At 62.9% G+C, this 18,802-nt stretch carries 20 protein-coding genes; 9 read left to right on the top strand and 11 right to left on the bottom strand.

Annotation, left to right across the window (positions count from 1 at the left end; genetic code table 11):
• The first annotated feature begins 198 nt into the window (after nt 1-198).
• The 5 genes from GJB56_RS24805 (at nt 199) to GJB56_RS24785 (ending at nt 4,405) form a co-directional block, all read left to right on the top strand.
• Nucleotides 199-873, top strand: coding sequence for a Crp/Fnr family transcriptional regulator (locus tag GJB56_RS24805; protein ID WP_003943506.1), 675 nt, complete (start codon nt 199-201; stop codon nt 871-873).
• Between the two features lie 130 nt (nt 874-1,003).
• The gene (locus tag GJB56_RS24800; RefSeq protein WP_113683539.1) at nt 1,004-1,474 is read left to right on the top strand and encodes a nuclear transport factor 2 family protein; all 471 of its coding nucleotides are present in this window, start codon (nt 1,004-1,006) and stop codon (nt 1,472-1,474) included.
• 15 nt (nt 1,475-1,489) lie between these two features.
• Entirely contained in the window at nt 1,490-2,050 is a 561-nt protein-coding gene (locus tag GJB56_RS24795; protein ID WP_021342679.1) for a TetR/AcrR family transcriptional regulator, read from the top strand.
• An 85-nt stretch (nt 2,051-2,135) separates the two neighbouring features.
• On the top strand, nt 2,136-3,428 hold the full coding sequence (locus tag GJB56_RS24790) for a carboxylesterase family protein (RefSeq protein WP_113683538.1): 1,293 nt from the start codon (nt 2,136-2,138) through the stop codon (nt 3,426-3,428).
• A 50-nt stretch (nt 3,429-3,478) separates the two neighbouring features.
• Nucleotides 3,479-4,405: a LysR substrate-binding domain-containing protein gene (locus GJB56_RS24785; protein ID WP_113683537.1), complete on the top strand. Its 927-nt coding sequence runs from the start codon at nt 3,479-3,481 to the stop codon at nt 4,403-4,405.
• Nucleotides 4,406-4,465: 60 nt separating this feature from the next.
• Here the strand turns inward: GJB56_RS24785 and GJB56_RS24780 are convergent, their stop codons facing one another.
• The 9 genes from GJB56_RS24780 to GJB56_RS31445 form a co-directional block, all read right to left on the bottom strand.
• Complete coding sequence (locus tag GJB56_RS24780) at nt 4,466-5,824, bottom strand: MFS transporter (protein ID WP_019746615.1); 1,359 nt, start codon at nt 5,822-5,824, stop codon at nt 4,466-4,468.
• A 184-nt stretch (nt 5,825-6,008) separates the two neighbouring features.
• Entirely contained in the window at nt 6,009-7,004 is a 996-nt protein-coding gene (locus tag GJB56_RS24775; RefSeq protein ID WP_020968257.1) for an amidohydrolase family protein, read from the bottom strand.
• Between the two features lie 3 nt (nt 7,005-7,007).
• Entirely contained in the window at nt 7,008-7,529 is a 522-nt protein-coding gene (locus tag GJB56_RS24770) for a 3-hydroxyanthranilate 3,4-dioxygenase (protein WP_003943511.1), read from the bottom strand.
• Entirely contained in the window at nt 7,526-7,978 is a 453-nt protein-coding gene (locus GJB56_RS24765; protein WP_113683536.1) for a RidA family protein, read from the bottom strand. Before GJB56_RS24765 ends, GJB56_RS24770 begins: the two co-directional genes overlap by 4 nt.
• On the bottom strand, nt 7,975-8,748 hold the full coding sequence (locus tag GJB56_RS24760; protein ID WP_019746611.1) for a 2-keto-4-pentenoate hydratase: 774 nt from the start codon (nt 8,746-8,748) through the stop codon (nt 7,975-7,977). The genes GJB56_RS24765 and GJB56_RS24760 overlap by 4 nt, the downstream gene beginning before the upstream one ends.
• 42 nt (nt 8,749-8,790) lie before the next feature.
• Nucleotides 8,791-10,266, bottom strand: a complete 1,476-nt coding sequence (locus GJB56_RS24755) for a 2-hydroxymuconic semialdehyde dehydrogenase (RefSeq protein ID WP_092765741.1) — start codon at nt 10,264-10,266, stop codon at nt 8,791-8,793.
• 157 nt (nt 10,267-10,423) lie between these two features.
• Nucleotides 10,424-11,209: an MBL fold metallo-hydrolase gene (locus GJB56_RS24750; RefSeq protein WP_113683535.1), complete on the bottom strand. Its 786-nt coding sequence runs from the start codon at nt 11,207-11,209 to the stop codon at nt 10,424-10,426.
• Nucleotides 11,209-11,679, bottom strand: a complete 471-nt coding sequence (locus GJB56_RS24745) for a RidA family protein (protein WP_003943508.1) — start codon at nt 11,677-11,679, stop codon at nt 11,209-11,211. Before GJB56_RS24745 ends, GJB56_RS24750 begins: the two co-directional genes overlap by 1 nt.
• Nucleotides 11,680-11,684: 5 nt before the next feature.
• The gene (locus tag GJB56_RS31445) at nt 11,685-11,849 is read right to left on the bottom strand and encodes a hypothetical protein (RefSeq protein WP_003943454.1); all 165 of its coding nucleotides are present in this window, start codon (nt 11,847-11,849) and stop codon (nt 11,685-11,687) included.
• 53 nt (nt 11,850-11,902) lie between these two features.
• Here GJB56_RS31445 and GJB56_RS24740 point away from each other — a divergent pair, with 53 nt between their 5' ends.
• Nucleotides 11,903-12,916 carry an ArsA family ATPase gene (locus GJB56_RS24740; RefSeq protein ID WP_019746607.1) on the top strand — a complete coding sequence of 338 codons (1,014 nt, stop codon included), beginning with the start codon at nt 11,903-11,905 and terminating at the stop codon, nt 12,914-12,916.
• Complete coding sequence (locus GJB56_RS24735) at nt 12,916-14,094, top strand: ArsA family ATPase (RefSeq protein WP_029254327.1); 1,179 nt, start codon at nt 12,916-12,918, stop codon at nt 14,092-14,094. The genes GJB56_RS24740 and GJB56_RS24735 overlap by 1 nt, the downstream gene beginning before the upstream one ends.
• Before the next feature lie 19 nt (nt 14,095-14,113).
• Here the strand turns inward: GJB56_RS24735 and GJB56_RS24730 are convergent, their stop codons facing one another.
• Nucleotides 14,114-14,437 carry a WhiB family transcriptional regulator gene (locus GJB56_RS24730; RefSeq protein WP_019746605.1) on the bottom strand — a complete coding sequence of 108 codons (324 nt, stop codon included), beginning with the start codon at nt 14,435-14,437 and terminating at the stop codon, nt 14,114-14,116.
• A gap of 293 nt (nt 14,438-14,730) precedes the next feature.
• On the opposite strand from GJB56_RS24730, the gene GJB56_RS24725 reads away from it, so the two are divergent.
• Nucleotides 14,731-17,100 (top strand): penicillin-binding protein, encoded by a 2,370-nt coding sequence (locus GJB56_RS24725; RefSeq protein WP_113683534.1) that lies wholly within the window; start codon nt 14,731-14,733, stop codon nt 17,098-17,100.
• Nucleotides 17,101-17,195: 95 nt separating this feature from the next.
• Here GJB56_RS24725 and GJB56_RS24720 read toward each other — a convergent pair whose 3' ends face one another.
• A complete protein-coding gene (locus GJB56_RS24720) occupies nt 17,196-17,672 on the bottom strand; it encodes a GatB/YqeY domain-containing protein (RefSeq protein ID WP_003943491.1) in 477 nt (158 codons plus the stop codon).
• Nucleotides 17,673-17,804: 132 nt separating this feature from the next.
• Between GJB56_RS24720 and GJB56_RS24715 the strand changes: the two genes are divergently transcribed.
• Nucleotides 17,805-18,773 (top strand): metallophosphoesterase, encoded by a 969-nt coding sequence (locus tag GJB56_RS24715; protein WP_003943461.1) that lies wholly within the window; start codon nt 17,805-17,807, stop codon nt 18,771-18,773.
• Nucleotides 18,774-18,802 lie beyond the last annotated feature (29 nt).

Below are 18,802 nucleotides of genomic sequence, written 5' to 3'. Positions count from 1 at the left end.
GCATCAATCACTCGTCGCGAGCTATCGGGACGTAGACTTCGATGCCGTACCTGTTGCATTGAACACAGATTGCATTGGACACGGTGTCTCACTCATGAGGGCTGAGCCTGTGTACGACGGTTTGTGCGCAGCGCGGGTACAAAGATAGTTAGCGCAAAAATGACACCACAAACGAACAAATCCCAACAAGGAGCGCACGTGGACGACGTCCTGGCAAGAGCCGGCATCTTCCAAGGAGTCGAGCCCTCAGCGGTAGCGGCGCTGACAAAGCAGCTGCAGCCCGTCGACTTCCCCCGTGGACATGTCATCTTCAACGAAGGTGAACCCGGTGACCGCCTGTACATCATCGTGTCCGGCAAGGTGAAGATCGGTCGACGCTCACCCGACGGTCGCGAGAACCTACTGACGATCATGGGCCCGTCCGACATGTTCGGCGAACTGTCCATCTTCGACCCCGGCCCCCGCACCTCGACGGCTACGACCGTCACCGAGGTTCGCGCCGTGAGCATGGACCGCGACGCTCTCAAGGCATGGATCCAGCAGCGCCCCGAGATCGCCGAGCAGCTGCTGCGCGTTCTCGCCCGCCGACTGCGTCGTACCAACAACACCTTGGCCGACCTGATCTTCACGGACGTTCCCGGCCGTGTTGCCAAGGCGCTCCTGCAGCTCGCGCAGCGCTTCGGCACTCAGGAAGGTGGCGCCCTGCGCGTCACTCACGACCTCACGCAGGAAGAGATCGCCCAGCTCGTCGGCGCTTCCCGCGAGACCGTCAACAAGGCGCTCGCCGATTTCGCACACCGCGGATGGCTGCGCCTCGAAGGCAAGAGCGTTCTGATCTCGGATTCCGAGCGTCTGGCTCGTCGCGCCCGCTAGTTTCTTCCTTCTCGACTCTTTCGGCCGCTCCCACTTCGGTGGGGGCGGCCGAAGTCATTCCCTGGACTCTTGTTGTACCTATCGGTAAAGTGTGTACCGATAGGTACACATCCGATCGAGAGGCCACGCAATGACCGTCCGAGCACCGATTCCGCCCTTAACCCACGAAACCGCCGTCCAGAAGGTCCGCCTCGCCGAGGACGGATGGAACTCACGCGATCCGCACAAGGTGTCGCTGGCCTACACGCCGGACAGTTGGTGGCGTAATCGGTCGACGTTCGTCACCGGCCGATCCGAAATCGTCGAACTTCTGACCGAGAAGTGGACCCGCGAGCTGGACTACCGGTTGATCAAAGAGTTGTGGGCACACGGCGACGACCGCATCGCCGTGCGATTCGCGTACGAGTGGCACGATCACGATGGGCAGTGGTTCCGCTCCTACGGCAACGAGAACTGGGAATTCGACGCGGACGGCCTCATGCACCACCGTCATGCCAGCATCAACGACGTCCCCATCGCGGAGTCCGAGCGAAAGTTCTTCTGGGATTCGACCGGACCACGCCCGCACGATCATCCGGGCCTGAGCGAGTTGGGTCTGTGATGAAAGGATGAATCCATGGCCAGACAGGTAGCTGAACGCTCGGACACGATCCCCGCCCTCGCGAACGTGTTTCGAACCTACGGGTTCGACGGAGCAAGCCTGGCCGTCATCACCGAACACACCGGTTTGGGCAAAGGCAGTCTCTACAACTTCTTTCCGCGAGGAAAGGAAGAGATGGCCGAGGCCGTACTCGACGAGGTCGACGGATGGTTTCGCACCGAAGTCTTCGAACCGCTTCGAGCAGAGTCGGTTCCACCGCGGCAGCGCATCGAGAGCATGTTCGCTACCGTCGCCGACTACTTTCGGTCAGGGCAACGCATTTGCCTGTTCGGCGCATTTGCACTCGGTGAAGAGCGAAACCGCTTCGGCGCCAAGGTGCGAACCTACTTCGATGAATGGACCGCAGCTCTCGAGGCGGCACTCGTCGGCGCCGAAGATTCCACCGGACTCGCCGAAGAAGCCGTGGCCGGAATCCAAGGCGCAATAGTGATGTCCCGAGCCCTGGACGACGGTGCCGTATACAGCCGAGTGACGACGCGACTCGAAGATCGACTGGTACAGGCACTCACGCCGTAACGCATACCGCACGACCACAAAGGCATTTGTGCCGCGGCATGCACCTGGCATGCTCGAAAAGGTATGCACAAGAGGAAAGGAACCCATGCCCTCGTCCGAGACGGTGATCGCATCCACAGCTTCGGGGAAGATCCGCGGCCTAAAGCGTGACGGTTCCTACTACTTCGGTGCGATCCCCTACGCCCGCGCACTGCGCTTCGAGAAGCCGCGGCCGGCGGGACCGTTCTCCGACGTCTTCGACGCCACAGCGCTTGGAACGGTCTTCCCCCAACCACCTTCACGACTCGAGCGCATCATGGGGACACCGCTCCCCGAACCGGAGCAGAGCGAGGACAGCTTCACCGTCACCGTCACAACCCCGTCGCCGACCGGTCATCGCCCGGTGATGGTCTGGCTTCACGGTGGCGGCTACTCCAGTGGCGGCGGCTCCCTCCCCTGGTACGACGGCCACGCTTTGTCAGCCGAGGGCGACGTCGTCGTGGTGTCGGTCAACTACCGCGTCGGCGTGCTCGGATACCTCCTCCTCGACGGCGTCAGCGAAGGCAATCTCGGGGTCCACGATCAGATCGCAGCGCTCGAGTGGGTGCGCGAGAACGTCGAGGCATTCGGCGGCGACCCAGACTCGGTCACCGTGTTCGGGCAGTCGGCCGGCGCTCATTCGATTGTGAATCTGTTGAGCAGTAACAACTCTCGAACTCTTTTCCATCGAGCAATTCTGCAGAGCACCCCACGGCCGGACCTCAATTTCACGCAGGCTGCCGCGATCGAGAACGGTGAAGCATTTGCCCGACTGCTCGACGGAGATCCTCGGACCGCGCCACTCTCCCGCATTCTCGACGCATTCCGCAGCACCGCAATCGAGTTCAGCCGGCGGTCCCCCAATGTCGTGCAACCGCCCTTCGCACCGATTTCCGAACTGGATCCGGTGATCCGAACTTTCGAAACAGCGCCGGACGTCATCGTGGGATACACCCGCGACGAGGGATCCGCTTTCGTGCGCGACGTGGCGGGAGTACCCGATCCCGAACGCGTCGCCGAAAAGGCACTGACACAGAACATGTTTGCCGAACCGGCGATGGAGCTGGCCGACGCCTTCACAGCGGCCGGCGCGTCGGTGTACACGTATCGCTTCGACTGGGCACCGACGGACGACGTCTTCGGAGCCACTCACTGCATCGAACTGCCCTTCATGTTGGGAACCGAGCAGTCCTGGAAGAGCTCACCGATGCTGGGCAGCAGCGACTGGCAGAGCATCGACGCACTGGGCCGTCGGATACGCCGGCACTGGACGTCGTTTGCGCACACGGGAAGTCCGGACAGCAGCGAAACCTGGGAGAAGTACACCTCGGCCCAACCGATCGGAATCACCTTCTTCTGAGCAACTTCGGGCGCCTACCCACTCGCGGCAATCCCGTCTAGGATTGCTCCATGGACATGCCCAAGCTCCTCGACGGGCGACTCAAACTCCGCCATCTCCTGCTCGTCGACGCATTGAGCCGTCAGGGCAGCGTGGTCGGCGCCGCTGCCGCACTTCACATCACACAACCCGTCGCGACCCGCAGTCTGCACGACATCGAGTCCATTCTCGGTGTCTCGCTCTTCGACCGCGGGCCACGCGGAATCACCCCGACCATTTTCGGCGATGCCTTCACAACTCATGCGCGGGCCGTGATCGCGCAGCTGACCGAAGCCGGGCGGCACGTCGTCGAACTTGCCGACGCCAATCGCGGAACCGTCATCGTGGGAACACATCTCGCCGGATCCAACGTGCTGCTTCCCGGCGCTATCGCGCGCCTGAAGGTTCACCACCCGCTGCTCACCGTCATCGTGCGCGAAGGCACGCCCGAACAGTTGCTCACCGATCTGGAAGCGGGCCGAATCGATCTGATCGTCGGCCGGCTCACCTCACCTACCGATGACACCGCGATAAGACGGAACCTCTACGCGGAGTCCGTCGAACTCGTCACCCGCGTGGATCACCCGCTCGCTCACCGCGAGGACGTCCAACTCGAAGAACTACGCGGCTTCCCCTGGATCCTTCCCGGGGTCGAGACAGTGCTCCGCCGCGAGCTCGAGGAGTTCTTCGCCCGTAACGGCCTGCCGTTGCCCGAAAACCGCGTCGAGGCAACCTCTTTCCTCACCGTGCGCCAGCTGCTGGTCGAGACCGACATGATCGCGGTCCTACCGAGCCTCATCCCCCGCGACGACGCGCGCTTGACCACCCTGTCCATCACACTCGATCCGATCGGGCACAGCGTCGGCATCACTTCCTCGGCGACTCGCACGTCGAGCCCGTCCGCACAGGCCCTGATCGCGACGCTGGAGTCCTTTGCAGCTGAGCTCATGCGACCGTGAAACGCCGATCGGCCCGTTCCCCGCGAGGGGGAACGGGCCGATGTCGGATCAATCCAGTACTCAGGCGTTTTCGGAGACGCGAATCTCCTCGTGTTCCAAGCCCCGCGACGAATCGGGGACAATCTTGAACAGTGCGATGGCGCCGACCAGGCTGATTGTGCATATCGAGGCGAGGTACCAGGTGACGCCTACCGAAGACCCGGTGGCGTCCAGCAGTGCGGTGGCGATCATCGGCGCCAGTCCACCGCCGAGAATCGCACCACTCTGAAGGATCAGAGACGAACCGGAGTAGCGGACCTTGGCCGGGAAGGTATCGGCGATGATGCTGCCCTGAACGCAGTGGGTGACCGGCACGATCAGACCCATACCCAGGAACGCGATGACAGCGACCACTTTGTTCTCGGTGTTCAGTAGCGGGAAGAACACGATGCACCACAACAGGATTGCGGCTGATCCGCCGATGAACATGTGTCGACGCCCGTACTTGTCAGCGATCTTGGTCCAGAACGGGATGGAAAGGAACCACAGGACTGCGGCCGCGGTCACGCTGAGCACCAGGAATTGCTTGTCGTAGCCCAGATGTTGAGTTCCGTACGACAGGGTGAACACCATGAAGGCGTACGCCACGGCGGAGTTCGCCAAGCACGCGGCAAGCGTGAGAGACAAACGGGGGAAGCCGACCTTGAGCGACTCACGCAGCGGGAAGCGGACTATTTCGCCCTTCTCCATGATCCCGGCGAATGACGGCGACTCGGTGACGCGCAGGCGAATCACCAGACCGATCGCCACCAGAACGAAGCTGAGCAGGAACGGGATTCGCCAACCCCACGAAGCGAATGCCGAGTCCGACATCACGGCGTTGGTCGTCAGGAAGATGCCGTTGGCGAGAACCAGTCCGGCGGGTGTGCCCATCTGCGGGAAACCTGCATAACGATTCTTCTGCCCTGCCGGCGCGTGCTCCATCGACATGAGTGTCGCACCGGCGCCTTCACCGCCCAGACCGATGCCCTGAACGACGCGCATGGCCACCAGGAGGACGGGCGCCCAGAATCCGATGGAATCGTAGTTCGGGATGAGGCCGATGAGTGTGGACCCGACGCCCATCATCACCAGGGAGACCACGAGTGTGGCCTTGCGCCCGATCCGGTCACCGAAGTGCCCGAACACGAGCCCACCTACCGGCCGTGCGATGAATCCGACGGCGAAGGTGCTGAAGGCAGCCAGCGTGCCGGCCGTGGGGCTCAGGCTCGGAAAGAATTGTTTGTTGAAGATCAGCGCGGCGGCTGTGCCGTAGAGGAAGAAGTCGTACCATTCGAGAGTTGTGCCGGCCAGAGTTGCCATGGCAACTCGGCTACGGGCAGCTTTCTCCGGCAACGGCTTTCCGTCACTCGTTGTGCTGTTGGATATCTTGTCTGACATCGCGGAACCTATCGATTGGATGGGGCAGGCGGACGATGAAATCTGTAGTCACCGACCCCGTCTTCGGGATTGTCGGCATCACGAGCGTCGTCGATCGTTGTGTTTGGAATTGTGCTCGCTCGAGACATGACTCACAAATGCCGAAATCACCGTCCGCCATACCGGAAAGGGTATAGCCGGGGTCTCAGACGAGACCCAGGAAGCGTTCGGCATTCCCCCGCGAAATCAGTTGGCGCGCAGTATCGTCCAAGAACTCACTCTTGCGAACCACCTCACCGACCGGACGCTCCCCCAAGGGGTACGGGTAATCACTACCCACCATCACACGGTCCACCCCCACCGTGTCCACCAGCAGTCGCAGTGCGCGCTCGTCGAAGACGACGGAATCCACGTAGAACCTACCCAGGTAATGCGAAGGCGGGAACTCCGACGTACCGATGATGTCGTTGCGGCCGTGCCAGGCGTTTTCCATCCGGCCCAACCAGAACGCGAAAGATCCACCACCGTGCGCAAATCCGATCTTGAGACGATCGTCGATCTTGTCGAACACCCCACCGAGAATCAGCGCGAGTATCGACAGATGCGTTTCGGCCGGCATCGCGGTGAGCCACTGCGCCATCCAGCGATCGAGGCGCGGAGAGTTGGCCATGTCCCACGGGTGCACGAATACCGGCACGTCAAGCGACGCACAGTGCTGGAGAAACGTCACCACGCCCTCACTGTCGAGGTCCAGATCGCCCACATGATTGCCGATCTCGACACCGCGGTGCCCGTTCGCGATGCACCGCTCGAGCTCACGGCACGCTGCGTCGGTGTCTTGCAGAGGCACCTGGCAGAACGGAATCAACCGATCCTTCGCCGGCTCCACGATCTCGAGCGCGAGGTCGTTGAAGATCCGTGCGATGCGACTTGCCTGCTCGCCGCTTCGGCCGTAATTGAAGAATGCCGGCGTCGGCGAGACGACCTGCGTGTGCACGCCGTCGGCATCCATGTCCCGAAGCCGCACCTCGGCGTCCCAGGCATCGGACTGGATGCGGCGGAACTCCTTGGTGCCCATCATGATCATGGCTTCGGTCTCCGACTCGACCTTCAGCCACGGCGCTTGCGGCCCCGCGTCTTCGGTCAGATCCGGCCACCCGTTGGGCACGTAGTGGGTGTGGATGTCGATCAGGTTGCTCATCACTCAGCCCTTGCCGGGATGGAGCGTGCCGCACTTGTCACACGTGCGGGCTTCTTCGCTCTCGTAGAACTTGACGAACACCGGCGGAAGGTCGGCCACGATGTCGCGCACCTGAAGTTCGACCTCGTGAATCTTGTGATCGCATTCGAGGCAGTACCACTGGAACTTCTCGAGCGTGCCTTCCTTGCGGACGCGTTCGATGACCAGGCCGATGGAGCCCGCCGTGGGACGCTGCGGCGAATGCGGAATGTCTCCCGGCAGCAACCAGGTTTCGCCCTCACGAATGTCGACACGCTGAGGACCGTCCTCGGTCATGACGTTGACGTGGATGTCGCCTTCGAGCTGGTAGAACCACTCCTCGTACGGATCGAGGTGGTAGTCGGTCCGCTGGTTCGGTCCGCCGACGACCTGCACGATGAAGTCGTCTCCGAGCGCCATCGTCTGATTGTTGACAGGCGGCTGCAGCAGGTGGCGGTTGTCGTCGATCCACTTCTTGAAGTCGATGACGGGAGGAATCGTGGTCATGATGCATTCTCCGTATCTTCGGACGCTGAGCGCTTGGAGGCGGGCACGTACGCCACGCCGGAAATTTCGATGAGCAGATGCGGGTGGGGCAGTTGGTGAACAGCCACAGTCGTTCTCGTCGGACCGTTTTCGTCGAACAGTTCGGCGTACACCTCGTTGTATCCACCGAAGTCGTTCATGGACACCAGGTAGGAGGTGACCTGAACCAGATCACTGAGTTCTCCACCCACTTCGGCGAGGATTGCCGCGATGTTTTCGATGACGGCACGCGTCTGCGCCCGAATGTCGAGCACCGTCGTCCCCATCTCGTCGACCTCGACGCCGACAAACGTGTTGTCGGGTCGACGCGAACTGGTCCCGGAGACATAGACGAAATCGCCGACCACCTTGACGTGGGGGAACTTTCCGCGCGGCTTCGCCAGCTTCTCGATGACCTGCGCCCCACTCATCGCTTCACGCCTTTCACCGTGACGGTTCCGAGTCCGTCGATCGTGCACTGTGCGACGCCCTCGTCGAGTCGCACAGCTGCTGTGGCGGCACCGGCCAGAATTACCTGACCGGCGCGCAACGGAATTCGGCGTCGGCGGGCGATGTCGAGCAGTGCATGCAAAGCGCGCGCCGGATCGCCGAGAATGGCCGACGTGGAACCGACTACCGTCTCGCCGCCGACCTCCATACGTACGGAACGGTCTTCGACGTTCTGTAGCGGCAGCCACCGCCCGATCACATACCCGGCAGCGCTGGTGTTGTCAGCGACGACGTCGGTGTAGGTGAAGCGGAAGTCGCGATAGCGCGAGTCGATGATCTCCATTGCAGGAGCCAGTGCATCGACGCAGGTTTCGATGTCGACGTTCGGATCGTCGAGATCGACGTCCTTCGACAGACGGTATGCCACTTCGGGTTCGATCTTGGGATGAATGAACTTCCTCAGATCGACTTCGCCGCCGTTGCTCACGCACATCGCGTCGGTCAACTGACCGACGATCACTTCGGAGACACCCATCTGCGCCATCTTCGCTTGGCTTGTGAAGCCGAGCTTGATACCCACAATCGATTCGCCACGGCTGGTTCGTCGTTCGAGGAGTTCGTTCTGAATCCGGTAGGCCTCGTCGATGTCGATGGTGTATTCGTCGGCGAGGCTCGGGGTGTCGGTGCGAGTCTGCGCAGCGTCGTCGAGGCGACGCGCGAGCGCGGATACGGTGTCTTCGGGGGCTGTCATCACGCCTCGCTCATTTCTGGAAAACTTTTGCGGTTTCGATGTTCACAGTTGCACACATACATTCGTCGGTTCGGTGTAGAAGTGCAGCGAGGACTCGCCACCCTCACGTCCGATGCCGGACAGGCCCATGCCGCCGAAGGGAGATCGCAGTTCACGGGTGAACCACGTGTTGACCCAGGAGATTCCGACGTTCATCTTCTGCGCGACGCGGTGTCCACGGCGCAGGTCGTTGGTCCACACGGAGGCCGCCAAGCCGTACTCGGTGTCGTTTGCCAAGGCGATCGCTTCTGCCTCGGTATCGAACGGAATGAGTGCTGCGACGGGTCCGAAGATCTCCTCGCGCACGACGCGATCCTTGTTGGTCAAGCCAGTCCACAGGGTGGGTTCGATCCACGATCCGCCCGACAGTTCCTGTCCGAGGTCCGGAATACCGCCGCCGGTCAGCACTTTCGCGCCTTCCTGCTCGGCGATCTCGAAGTAGTCGAGAACCTTCTTCCGGTGCGCCTGCGAAATGAGCGGTCCGGTCGTCGTTGCATCGAGCGTCGGGTCGCCCAGACGCAATCCTGCTGCCCGCTCGACGAGTCCACCGGCGATGTCGTCGAAAATGCTGCGGTGCACGTACACCCGCTCGGTGCACAGGCAGACCTGGCCGGTGTTGGTGAACACCGACTTGGTCAGACCCGTCAACGCTTCGTCGATGTCGACGTCGTCGAAGACGATCGCGGCGTTCTTGCCACCGAGTTCGAACGAGACCGGACGGACTCGCGGCGCAACGGTTTTCATGACATGCGAACCGGTTGCCGAAGATCCGGTGAAGGTGACACCGTCGATGCCGGGGTGCGTGGTGAGGAACTCGCCGGCGGAGTTCGCACCGAACCCGTGGACGACGTTGTAGACACCGGCAGGCAGGCCGACTTCTTCGAGTACCTCGGCAAGCAACGACGCCGTCGCTGGGGTTTCCTCGGAGGGCTTGACCACCACGGAGTTTCCGCACGCGAGCGCGGGCGCAACCTTCCAGGTCAGGAGAAGCAGCGGCAGGTTCCAGGGAACGATCACGGCGACCACGCCGAGCGGCTTGCGGATCGCGTAGTTCAGCGCCTGCTTGCCACCCGCGAGATCCGTGACAAACGATTCCTGTCCGGCCGCGGCGACGATGTCGGCGAAAGTGCGGAAGTTCGTCAGGGCGCGCGCGACGTCGAGTTCGCGTGCCTGTGTGATCGGCTTGCCGGTGTCCGCCATTTCTGCGGCGACGAACTCTTCGAATCGCTCCTCGATCCGGTCGGCGGCGCGTCGCAGCAGAGCCGTCCGCTCGCGGACCGGCGTATCGGCCCAACCGTTGTCCAGAGCACGTCTGGCAGAGGTCACGGCCCGATCGACCAGGGCCTTGTCGGCCTCGTGGACCCGGGCGAGAACACGGCCCGTTGCTGGGTCGACCTGATCGAAGCTCGACGACTCGTCGGGTTCGACATAGGAGCCGTCCACGTAATTGCGGATCCATCCGTCGCATTGTGAGGTCATGGACTAACTATTGGCCCGTGACCCATATCAAACAAATGCAAAAACTGCCGCCAGCTATACCTCGATCGGCATAGATGGCGGCAGTTCGGCTACACAACTCAGCTCCTCATGTCGGCGCCGAGCGCCTCAGCGGCGCAGAATGTCGGCGCCGAGCGCCTCAGCGGCGCAGATACGCCAACTGCACGTTGACGGATTTCTCCGCCACCGGCCACAGCTTCGGGTCCACGTCGGAGTAGACGTGCTCGATAACCTCGCGCACCGATGCCGACTCCCCCAACGTCGTCAGAGCGTCCCGCACCTGGGCTAGACGCTCCTCGCGGTGGGCAAGGTACTGCTGCGAAATCGCCTGCAGATCGGGCAGGTCCGGACCGTGCCCGGGAAGAACCGTCAGTCCTTCGCCGAGTGCGGCCAACGACCGCAGTGATGTGAGGTAATCCCCCAGATCGCCGTCGGAGTCGTCCAGAACTGCTGTGCCGCGGCCGAGAATGGTGTCGCCCGTCAGCACGCTCGCATCGTTCTCGATGACTATCGACACCGAGTCAGCGGTGTGTCCCGGAGTCGCGAGGATCCGCAGCTTCAGACCCGCCACCTCGATCACTTCACCGTCGACAAGCGCCGAAGCACCCCCGCGCAGAAAAGTGGGGTCGACGGAACGCACGGGAGCCGAGGTCAATTCATGGAAACGGTCCACCCCGCCGGTGTGGTCGTAGTGCCGGTGCGTGATCAAGGTCAGCGCAACCGGACCGATACCAGCGACACGTTGCAGGTGTTCCTCGTCGTTGTCGCCTGGATCGACGACTACACACTCGACGCTGCCGGGAGCATGCAGAATCCAGGTGTTCGTACCGTCCAGCGTCATCATGCCCGGATTGTTCTCGAGCAAGACCGAAGCGATGTCGGTGACGCGGCGAAGCTGCGCGTAGGCGGGATGGACCGTCGACATCAGCGAACTTCGACGATCAGTTCCACCTCGACCGGAGAGCCGAGGGGAAGCTCTGCCACGCCGACTGCCGAACGAGCATGGATACCGGCGTCGCCGAGCACCTCACCGAGGAATTCGGAAGCGCCGTTGATCACGCCGGGCTGACCGGTGAATCCTTCGGCGGATGCCACGAAGCCGACAACCTTGACAACGCGAACGACGTTGTCGATGCCGACCAGGGCGTCGATGGCAGCAAGAGCGTTGAGCGCGCAGGTACGCGCCGCGGCCTTGGCGTCCTCATCCGACACGCCCGCACCGAGCTTGCCGGTCAGCGCCAGTTTTCCGTCGACGAACGGGAGCTGACCCGACGTGTACACGTGGTTGCCGCTGCGAACCGCGGGAACGTACGCAGCAACGGGTGCCGCGACGGCGGGAAGTGCGATGCCCAGTTCGGCGAGACGCTCCGACCAGGTCTGTGTTGCCTCTGCCATGTGATTCAGCCCTTCGGACGCTTCATGTACGCGACGTGCTGCTCGCCCGACGCGCTCGGCAGGACTGCCACGAGTTCCCAGCCGTCGACACCCCAGTTGTCGAGAATTGCCTTCGGATTGTGGACCAGCAACGGAGTCACGGTGTATTCCCAGGAAGTTATTTCGCTCATGCGGTGAGCCTATCCCGCGTACATCTTCGGCCCCAGACTTATAGGCTCGCGGTGTGGTTGCATCCCAAGATGAGCTGAGCAGGACCTGGCCCGAGTCTGCGACGAAGGCCCGCCTGCACTTTGTGTCGGGTAAAGGCGGAACCGGTAAGTCCACGGTTGCCGCCGCGTTGGCGCTCGCGTTGGCCGAGGGCGGCAAGCGCGTTCTCCTCGTGGAGGTCGAGGGCCGCCAGGGAATCGCGCAGCTCTTCGACGTACCGCCGCTTCCACCGCAGGAGACCAAGGTCGCGGCCGCCGAAGGTGGCGGTGAAGTGATGGCTCTGGCCGTCGACATCGAGACCGCGTTCCTCGAATACCTCGAAATGTTCTACAACCTCGGCTTCGCCGGCCGGGCAATGCGTAAGTTCGGCGCCATCGAATTCGCCACCACCATCGCTCCCGGCCTTCGCGACGTTCTGCTCACCGGCAAGATCAAGGAGTGCGTCATCCGCACCGATCGAACCGGCAAACGCGTGTACGACGCCGTTGTCGTCGACGCTCCCCCGACCGGACGAATCGGCAGCTTCCTCGACGTCACCAAGGCGATGGCCGATCTCGCCAAGGGCGGCCCGGTGCACTCCCAGAGTGAAGGCGTCGTTCGGCTGCTGCACTCGCCGGAGACCGTCGTACATCTGGTTGCACTTCTCGAAGCGCTGCCCGTTCAGGAAACTGCCGACGCCGCCGCAGAACTGGCGCGCGACGACCTCAACCTCGGTGCCATCATCGTCAACCGCGCCAGCCCGAGGTTCTTGCCCGAAGACCAACTCTCCGGTGCCGCTGCCGGCGATATCGACGCGGCTTCGATCCGGTCGACACTCTCGGACGTCGGCATCGATCTGTCCGACGACGACTTCGCAGGCCTGCTCACCGAGACGATCGAGCACGCGTCGGTGCTCGAAGCTCAAGAATCCAGCGCCGAGAAGCTCCGCGAGATCGACGGGGCTCGGGTGCAACTTCCCGCACTCGCCGACGGCGTCGATCTCGGCGGGCTGTACGAGCTTGCCGAATACCTCACGGAACAGGGCGTGTGATGACCGAGACCACCGAGAACGTGACGGTCGGCAGTTCCAGGACCGGCCGACGCGCAGCTCCAGCCCTCGATATTTCGGCGATCATCAAGGACCCGACAGCCCGAATCGTGGTGTGTTGCGGCGCAGGCGGCGTCGGCAAGACCACGACGGCCGCGTCGCTGGCGTTGCGTGCAGCCGAAGAGGGCCGACGCGTAGTCGTCCTCACCATCGATCCGGCCCGCCGCCTCGCACAGGCCCTGGGTGTGGCCGAACTCGACAACACTCCGCAGCCGGTGAAGCTGGGTCCCGAGGCCACGGGCGAACTGCACGCAATGATGCTGAACATGCGTCGGACTTTCGACGAGATGGTCATCGAGCATTCGAGCCCTGAGAAGGCCGAGCAGATCCTGGCGAATCCCTTCTATCAAACCGTTGCCACATCGTTCTCCGGAACGCAGGAGTACATGGCGATGGAGAAGTTGGGGCAGCTGGCGTCGAACGACGCGTGGGATCTGGTGATCGTCGATACCCCGCCGTCGCGCAATGCGCTCGACTTCCTCGACGCCCCGCAGAGGCTCGGCACATTCCTCGACGGACGGATGATCCGGCTGCTCTCCGCACCCGGCCGTGGCCTGACCAGGCTCGTCGCCGGCGCGATGGGATTGGCACTGAAGGGTGTCTCCACCATCGTGGGAAGCCAAATGCTTTCGGATGCATCGGCATTCGTGCAGTCGCTCGACTCGATGTTCGGCGGTTTCCGTGAACGCGCAACGAAGACCTACGAGTTGCTACGTCAGCCGGGGACTCATTTCCTGGTGATCGCAGCGGCCGAACCCGACGCTCTGCGCGAGGCGGCGTTCTTCGTCGATCGCCTTGCGGGCGACTCCATGCCGTTGGCCGGTCTGGTTCTCAACCGCACGCACCCGACATTGACGGCTCTGCCTGCCGATCATGCGGTGACCGCCGCCGACAAACTGGAAGCGAAGGAAAGTGCGACCGAGGCCGAAGCCCTCACCGCAGCCGTTCTCCGCATCCATGCCCATCGGGCAGTGATCGCGAAGCGGGAGATCGCCTTGCTGAGTCGATTCACCGCAGCTCACCCGAGGGTGCCGCTGATCGGTGTTCCGTCGCTACCGTTCGAGGTCTCGGACCTCGAGGCGCTGCGCGCGGTGGGGGATCAGCTCACTCGTAAGGGCTGATCCCCCCGATCGGCCTGGATCAGACTGCTGAGTGATGCTGGCGCTGGTCTTCGAAGAACTCGGACCAGGAGTCGACGTCGGGGTGCTGCTTGAGCAGTGCACGGCGCTGACGCTCGGTCATTCCGCCCCACACACCGAACTCGACACGATTGTCGAGAGCATCTGCTCCGCACTGCATGAGGACCGGGCAGTGACGGCAGATGGTGGCCGCCTTGCGCTGCGCGGCGCCACGAACAAAAAGCTGGTCGGGGTCGACCTCGCGGCATCGTGCCTTAGTTACCCAGGCAATTCGTGCCTCGGCCTGCTCGATGTCCAAACGGCTACTCGGGGTGGCTGTGTACATTCTGGGTCCCCTCTACAAAGTCTGACCGTCGCCATAGGGCGAGCAGCGCACCATCTCAGCCGTCCCCGCGGTAGCACGGTGAAAGCTGAGACACATTCGTGATCGAGTGTTACGTCGATCACACTGATCACAATTTAGGTAAAGAACGGCCCTAACGCAAGACGCTCGGGAGCATTTTTTGGTACGGCAGTACAAAGCGCGTGTTCAGAAGGTTTTGAACACCCCCAAAACACTGAAACCGGTTCCAATGGGTGGGCACACGTACTCTGTAGATCGTGTCGATTGCAAAAACAGTGGCGAAGCTCGCCGGAAGCTCCGCATTGGCGGGTGTCCTGGTCGCAGGGGTGATGTTCCCAGTGGCGGGCGGATTCGGATTCGCGTCCAACCGCGCCGCCGATACCGTCGACAACGTCTCGGCCGAACTGGTCGAAGGCACGGTCCCCGCGGTGTCCACCATGGTCGATGCGGCAGGCAATCCCATTGCCTGGCTCTACGACCAACGACGCTTCGAAGTCCCGAGCGAGAAGATCTCCAACAACATGAAGTTGGCGATCGTCTCCATCGAGGACCGCCGGTTCCCCGACCACAAGGGCGTCGACTGGCAGGGAACGCTGCGTGCCTTCCTCACCAACACGACGACCGGTGAAGTGCAGCAGGGCGCGTCGACACTCGATCAGCAGTATGTGAAGAACTACCAACTGTTGGTCGTGGCCAAGACGGATGCCGAGCGCCGCGCTGCCATCGAGACCACCCCGGCCCGAAAGATCCGCGAGATCCGGATGGCCCTGACGCTGGACAAGGAACTCACGAAAGACGAGATCCTCACCCGGTACCTCAACCTCGTACCGTTCGGCAACGGATCCTTCGGCATCCAGGACGCGGCTCAGACCTACTTCGGCGTCGATGCCGCAGATCTGACCGTTCCCCAGTCGGCGATGCTTGCCGGCATGGTTCAGTCCAGCTCCGCACTGAACCCGTACACGAACGTCGAGGGCGTGACCGAGCGTCGTAACACCGTGCTCGACACCATGATCACGAACATTCCGGATCGTGCCGACGAGTTCCGCGCCGCCAAGGAAGAGCCCCTCGGCGTCCTGGAAACCCCCAACAACTTGCCGCGCGGCTGCATCGCTGCAGGCGATCGCGGATTCTTCTGTGACTACGCACTGAAGTACCTCTCGGACGCCGGAATCACGCGCGACCAGATCAACGAGGGTGGTTACCTCATCAAGACCACTCTCGATCCGCAGGTCCAGGCGTCCACCAAGGCCGGACTGAACGCGAACGCGAGCGCCAACCTCGACGGCATCGCGAACGTGATGAACGTGATCAGGCCGGGCCAGGATTCACACAAGGTCATCGCGATGGCCAGCAGTCGCACGTACGGTCTCAATGCCGACGCCGACGAAACCGTCCAGGCACAGCCGTACTCCCTTGCGGGTGACGGTGCGGGTTCCGTCTTCAAGATCTTCACGACGGCTGCGGCGATGGAGAAGGGCCTCGGTATCAACGCGACGCTCGACGTGCCCAAGCGATTCGAAGCCAAGGGCATGGGTAGCGGTGGTGCGGCCGGTTGCCCGGTGTCGACTTACTGCGTGGAGAACGCCGGCAACTACCCGCCGACGCTGTCCGTGACCGACGCGCTGGCACAGTCCCCCAACACCGCTTTCGTCAAGCTCATCGAGGCAACCGGCGTCACGCCGACCGTCGACATGGCCGTCCGTCTCGGCATGCGCTCGTACGCTGATCCCAACACCTCGGGCTTCGACGAGCGCAGCATGGCCGACTTCCAGAAGGAACAGAACCTCGGTTCGTTCACCCTCGGTCCCACCTGGATCAACCCACTCGAACTCTCCAACGTCGCGGCCACTCTCGCCTCGCACGGCAAGTGGTGCCCGCCGAGTCCCATCGATTCGGTCTTCGACCGCTACGGCAAGCCTGTGGCCGTCACCGAGCAGGGCTGTGAGCAGGTTGTCGAGCCCGGCTTGGCAGACACACTCGCCAACGCCATGAGCCGTGACGACGTCGGCGCCGGTACGTCTGCCGGAGCTGCAAGCAGCGCCGGATGGAGCCTGCCGATGTCGGGCAAGACGGGTACCACCGAGACCCACAAGTCCTCGGCGTTCCTCGGCTTCACCAACAACCTCGCTGCTGCCGTCTACATCTTCGGCGACTCCCCGACGCCGGGAGAGATCTGCTCGAGCCCGCTGCGCCCCTGCTACAGCGGCAACCTGTACGGCGGTACCGAACCGGCGAGATCCTGGTTCGCGGCAATGAACCCGGTCGCCAACAACTTCGGGCCCACCTCGCTGCCTCCGATCGACGAGAAGTACGCACGGGGATCGCAGAACGGCCAGGTTCCCGAGGTTGTCGGCCTGAGCCAGTCGGCGGCGACGTCGCGGTTGCAGGCGTCCGGATTCACGGTCAATTCCGTGACGACGGCGTCCGGAGCACGCGCGGGAACGGTCACCGGAGTTTCGCCGTCCGGGTCCGCGATCCCGGGTTCGACCGTCACGATCTACATCAGTGACGGTTCCGTGAGGGCTCCGGCAGCACCCGCATCCCCGGCAGCTCCAGCAGCTCCGGTACCGGGCGCGACTCCCCCGGATGCGACTCCGCCCGGAGGTGAACCCGCACCGCCCGCGGGGACCCCGCCGAACTGACGGCCCTGAAAACTGACGGCTCTGAAAACAAGAACGGCCGCGATCTCCGAGTGACTCGGAGATCGCGGCCGTTTTCGATTCTGGTGGCGCGCTTTCTACAGGCGGGACTTCACTGCTGCAGAGATACGGGCGCCATCGGCCTTGCCCTTGGCCAGCGCGCTGGCGGCCTTGATGACCTGGCCCATCTGACGCATTCCCGGACGCTCACCGAGCTCCTCGGACACCTGAGCGAGGGCGGTGTCGACGACGTCGACAAGCTCGGCGTCGGTCAACGGCGTCGGCAGGTACTCGTCGATGATCTGAGCTTCGGCGCGCTCTTTCGCGGCAAGCTCACCGCGGCCGTTCTCGGTGTAGATCTCGGCCGATTCGCCGCGCTTCTTCGATTCCTTTGCAAGGACTTTGATGATTTCTTCGTCGGTGAGGACTCGTGCTTCCTTACCGGCCACCTCTTCGGTCTGGATGGCTGCCATGAGCATCCGAAGGGTGGCTGTACGTAGCGGATCCTTCGCCTTCATGGATGCAACCATGTCGGTTCGGAGGGTGGCTTTGAGCGATGGTGTCGTGTCGGACATGGTGGAAACGTTACGCGCTCGGCGTTTCGAGCGTGCCGATAGTTACCTCCGCCCGGACACAATTCTCTGTGGAATAGCTGTAAAAGGCGGCGAGAGCGACGCAGAAGAACGCCACACCCGTATCCTTGAGAGGTGTCTTCCCAGTTCCGCACCAATCTGACCCGCACCGCACTTGGTGCCGCGGGCGCCGCTGCACTAGGGATCGGGTACGCATCCGGCATCGAACGCAATGCATTTGCACTGCGTGAGGTGACGATGCCAGTCCTGGCGCCCGGTTCGTCGTCGCTGCGGGTCCTCCATCTCAGCGACCTGCACATGATGCCGAACCAACGGTTGAAACAGAATTGGTTGCGTGAGCTCGAAGGCCTCGACCCCGACCTCGTGGTCAACACCGGCGACAACTTGTCGCATCAGCGCAGCGTCCCGGCAGTGGTCCAGGCGCTCGGTGATCTGTTGGCTCGGCCGGGTCTGTTCGTCTTCGGCAGCAACGACTACTTCGCTCCGAAACCGAAGAACCCACTGAGCTACATCTTCAACAAGGACAAGCGCATCACCGGGGATCCCCTCCCCTGGGGCGATCTGCGGGCCGCGTTCACCGAACGTGGATGGCTGGACATGACCCACGTGCGCCGCGAACTCGAAGTGGCCGGTATTCGCATCGCAGCGGCCGGAGTCGACGATCCGCACCTGAAGCGTGATCGCTACGACACCGTCGCCGGAACACCCAATCCCGTCGCCCAGCTCAAGCTTGGTCTGACGCACTCGCCCGAACCTCGAGTTCTCGATCGGTTCGCCGACGACGGTTACGACCTTGTGCTCGCCGGCCACACGCACGGTGGTCAGCTGTGCCTTCCGTTCTACGGCGCGTTGGTCACCAACTGCCAGATCGATCGATCCCGGGTCAAGGGGCCGTCGAAGTGGGGCGCGCACACCCAGCTGCACGTCTCCGCGGGCATCGGCACTTCGCCGTGGGCGCCGGCGCGCTTCTGCTGCCGCCCCGAGGCAACTCTGTTGACTCTGGTTCCGGCCACCAGGCGCGAACCGGAGCACGTCTCCGCACACAGTTCCGCAGAGTCTCCAGCGTCGGTTCTACGCAACTGACCTGCGGATTTAATGGCAGTCGACTCGGT

This window comes from Rhodococcus sp. AQ5-07 (genome assembly GCF_009707305.1).
Taxonomy (GTDB): domain Bacteria; phylum Actinomycetota; class Actinomycetes; order Mycobacteriales; family Mycobacteriaceae; genus Rhodococcus_F; species Rhodococcus_F erythropolis.
The sequence above is the reverse complement of the archived record's forward strand: the minus strand, read 5'-3'. Positions and strand labels throughout refer to the sequence as shown.

Excerpts from the sequence above, each read along its gene's own strand:
- GJB56_RS24765 (WP_113683536.1), bottom strand. The coding sequence starts at position 7,978 with ATGAGTGGGGCGCAGGTCATCGAGAAGCTGGCGAAGCCGCGCGGAAAG.
- GJB56_RS24760 (WP_019746611.1), bottom strand. The coding sequence starts at position 8,748 with ATGACAGCCCCCGAAGACACCGTATCCGCGCTCGCGCGTCGCCTCGAC.
- GJB56_RS24730 (WP_019746605.1), bottom strand. The coding sequence starts at position 14,437 with ATGTACACAGCCACCCCGAGTAGCCGTTTGGACATCGAGCAGGCCGAG.
- GJB56_RS31445 (WP_003943454.1), bottom strand. The coding sequence starts at position 11,849 with ATGAGCGAAATAACTTCCTGGGAATACACCGTGACTCCGTTGCTGGTC.
- GJB56_RS24795 (WP_021342679.1), top strand. The coding sequence starts at position 1,490 with ATGGCCAGACAGGTAGCTGAACGCTCGGACACGATCCCCGCCCTCGCG.
- GJB56_RS24755 (WP_092765741.1), bottom strand. The coding sequence starts at position 10,266 with ATGACCTCACAATGCGACGGATGGATCCGCAATTACGTGGACGGCTCC.
- GJB56_RS24780 (WP_019746615.1), bottom strand. The coding sequence starts at position 5,824 with ATGTCAGACAAGATATCCAACAGCACAACGAGTGACGGAAAGCCGTTG.
- GJB56_RS24790 (WP_113683538.1), top strand. The coding sequence starts at position 2,136 with ATGCCCTCGTCCGAGACGGTGATCGCATCCACAGCTTCGGGGAAGATC.
- GJB56_RS24800 (WP_113683539.1), top strand. The coding sequence starts at position 1,004 with ATGACCGTCCGAGCACCGATTCCGCCCTTAACCCACGAAACCGCCGTC.
- GJB56_RS24785 (WP_113683537.1), top strand. The coding sequence starts at position 3,479 with ATGGACATGCCCAAGCTCCTCGACGGGCGACTCAAACTCCGCCATCTC.
- GJB56_RS24775 (WP_020968257.1), bottom strand. The coding sequence starts at position 7,004 with ATGAGCAACCTGATCGACATCCACACCCACTACGTGCCCAACGGGTGG.
- GJB56_RS24750 (WP_113683535.1), bottom strand. The coding sequence starts at position 11,209 with ATGTCGACGGTCCATCCCGCCTACGCGCAGCTTCGCCGCGTCACCGAC.
- GJB56_RS24720 (WP_003943491.1), bottom strand. The coding sequence starts at position 17,672 with ATGTCCGACACGACACCATCGCTCAAAGCCACCCTCCGAACCGACATG.
- GJB56_RS24735 (WP_029254327.1), top strand. The coding sequence starts at position 12,916 with ATGACCGAGACCACCGAGAACGTGACGGTCGGCAGTTCCAGGACCGGC.
- GJB56_RS24745 (WP_003943508.1), bottom strand. The coding sequence starts at position 11,679 with ATGGCAGAGGCAACACAGACCTGGTCGGAGCGTCTCGCCGAACTGGGC.
- GJB56_RS24770 (WP_003943511.1), bottom strand. The coding sequence starts at position 7,529 with ATGACCACGATTCCTCCCGTCATCGACTTCAAGAAGTGGATCGACGAC.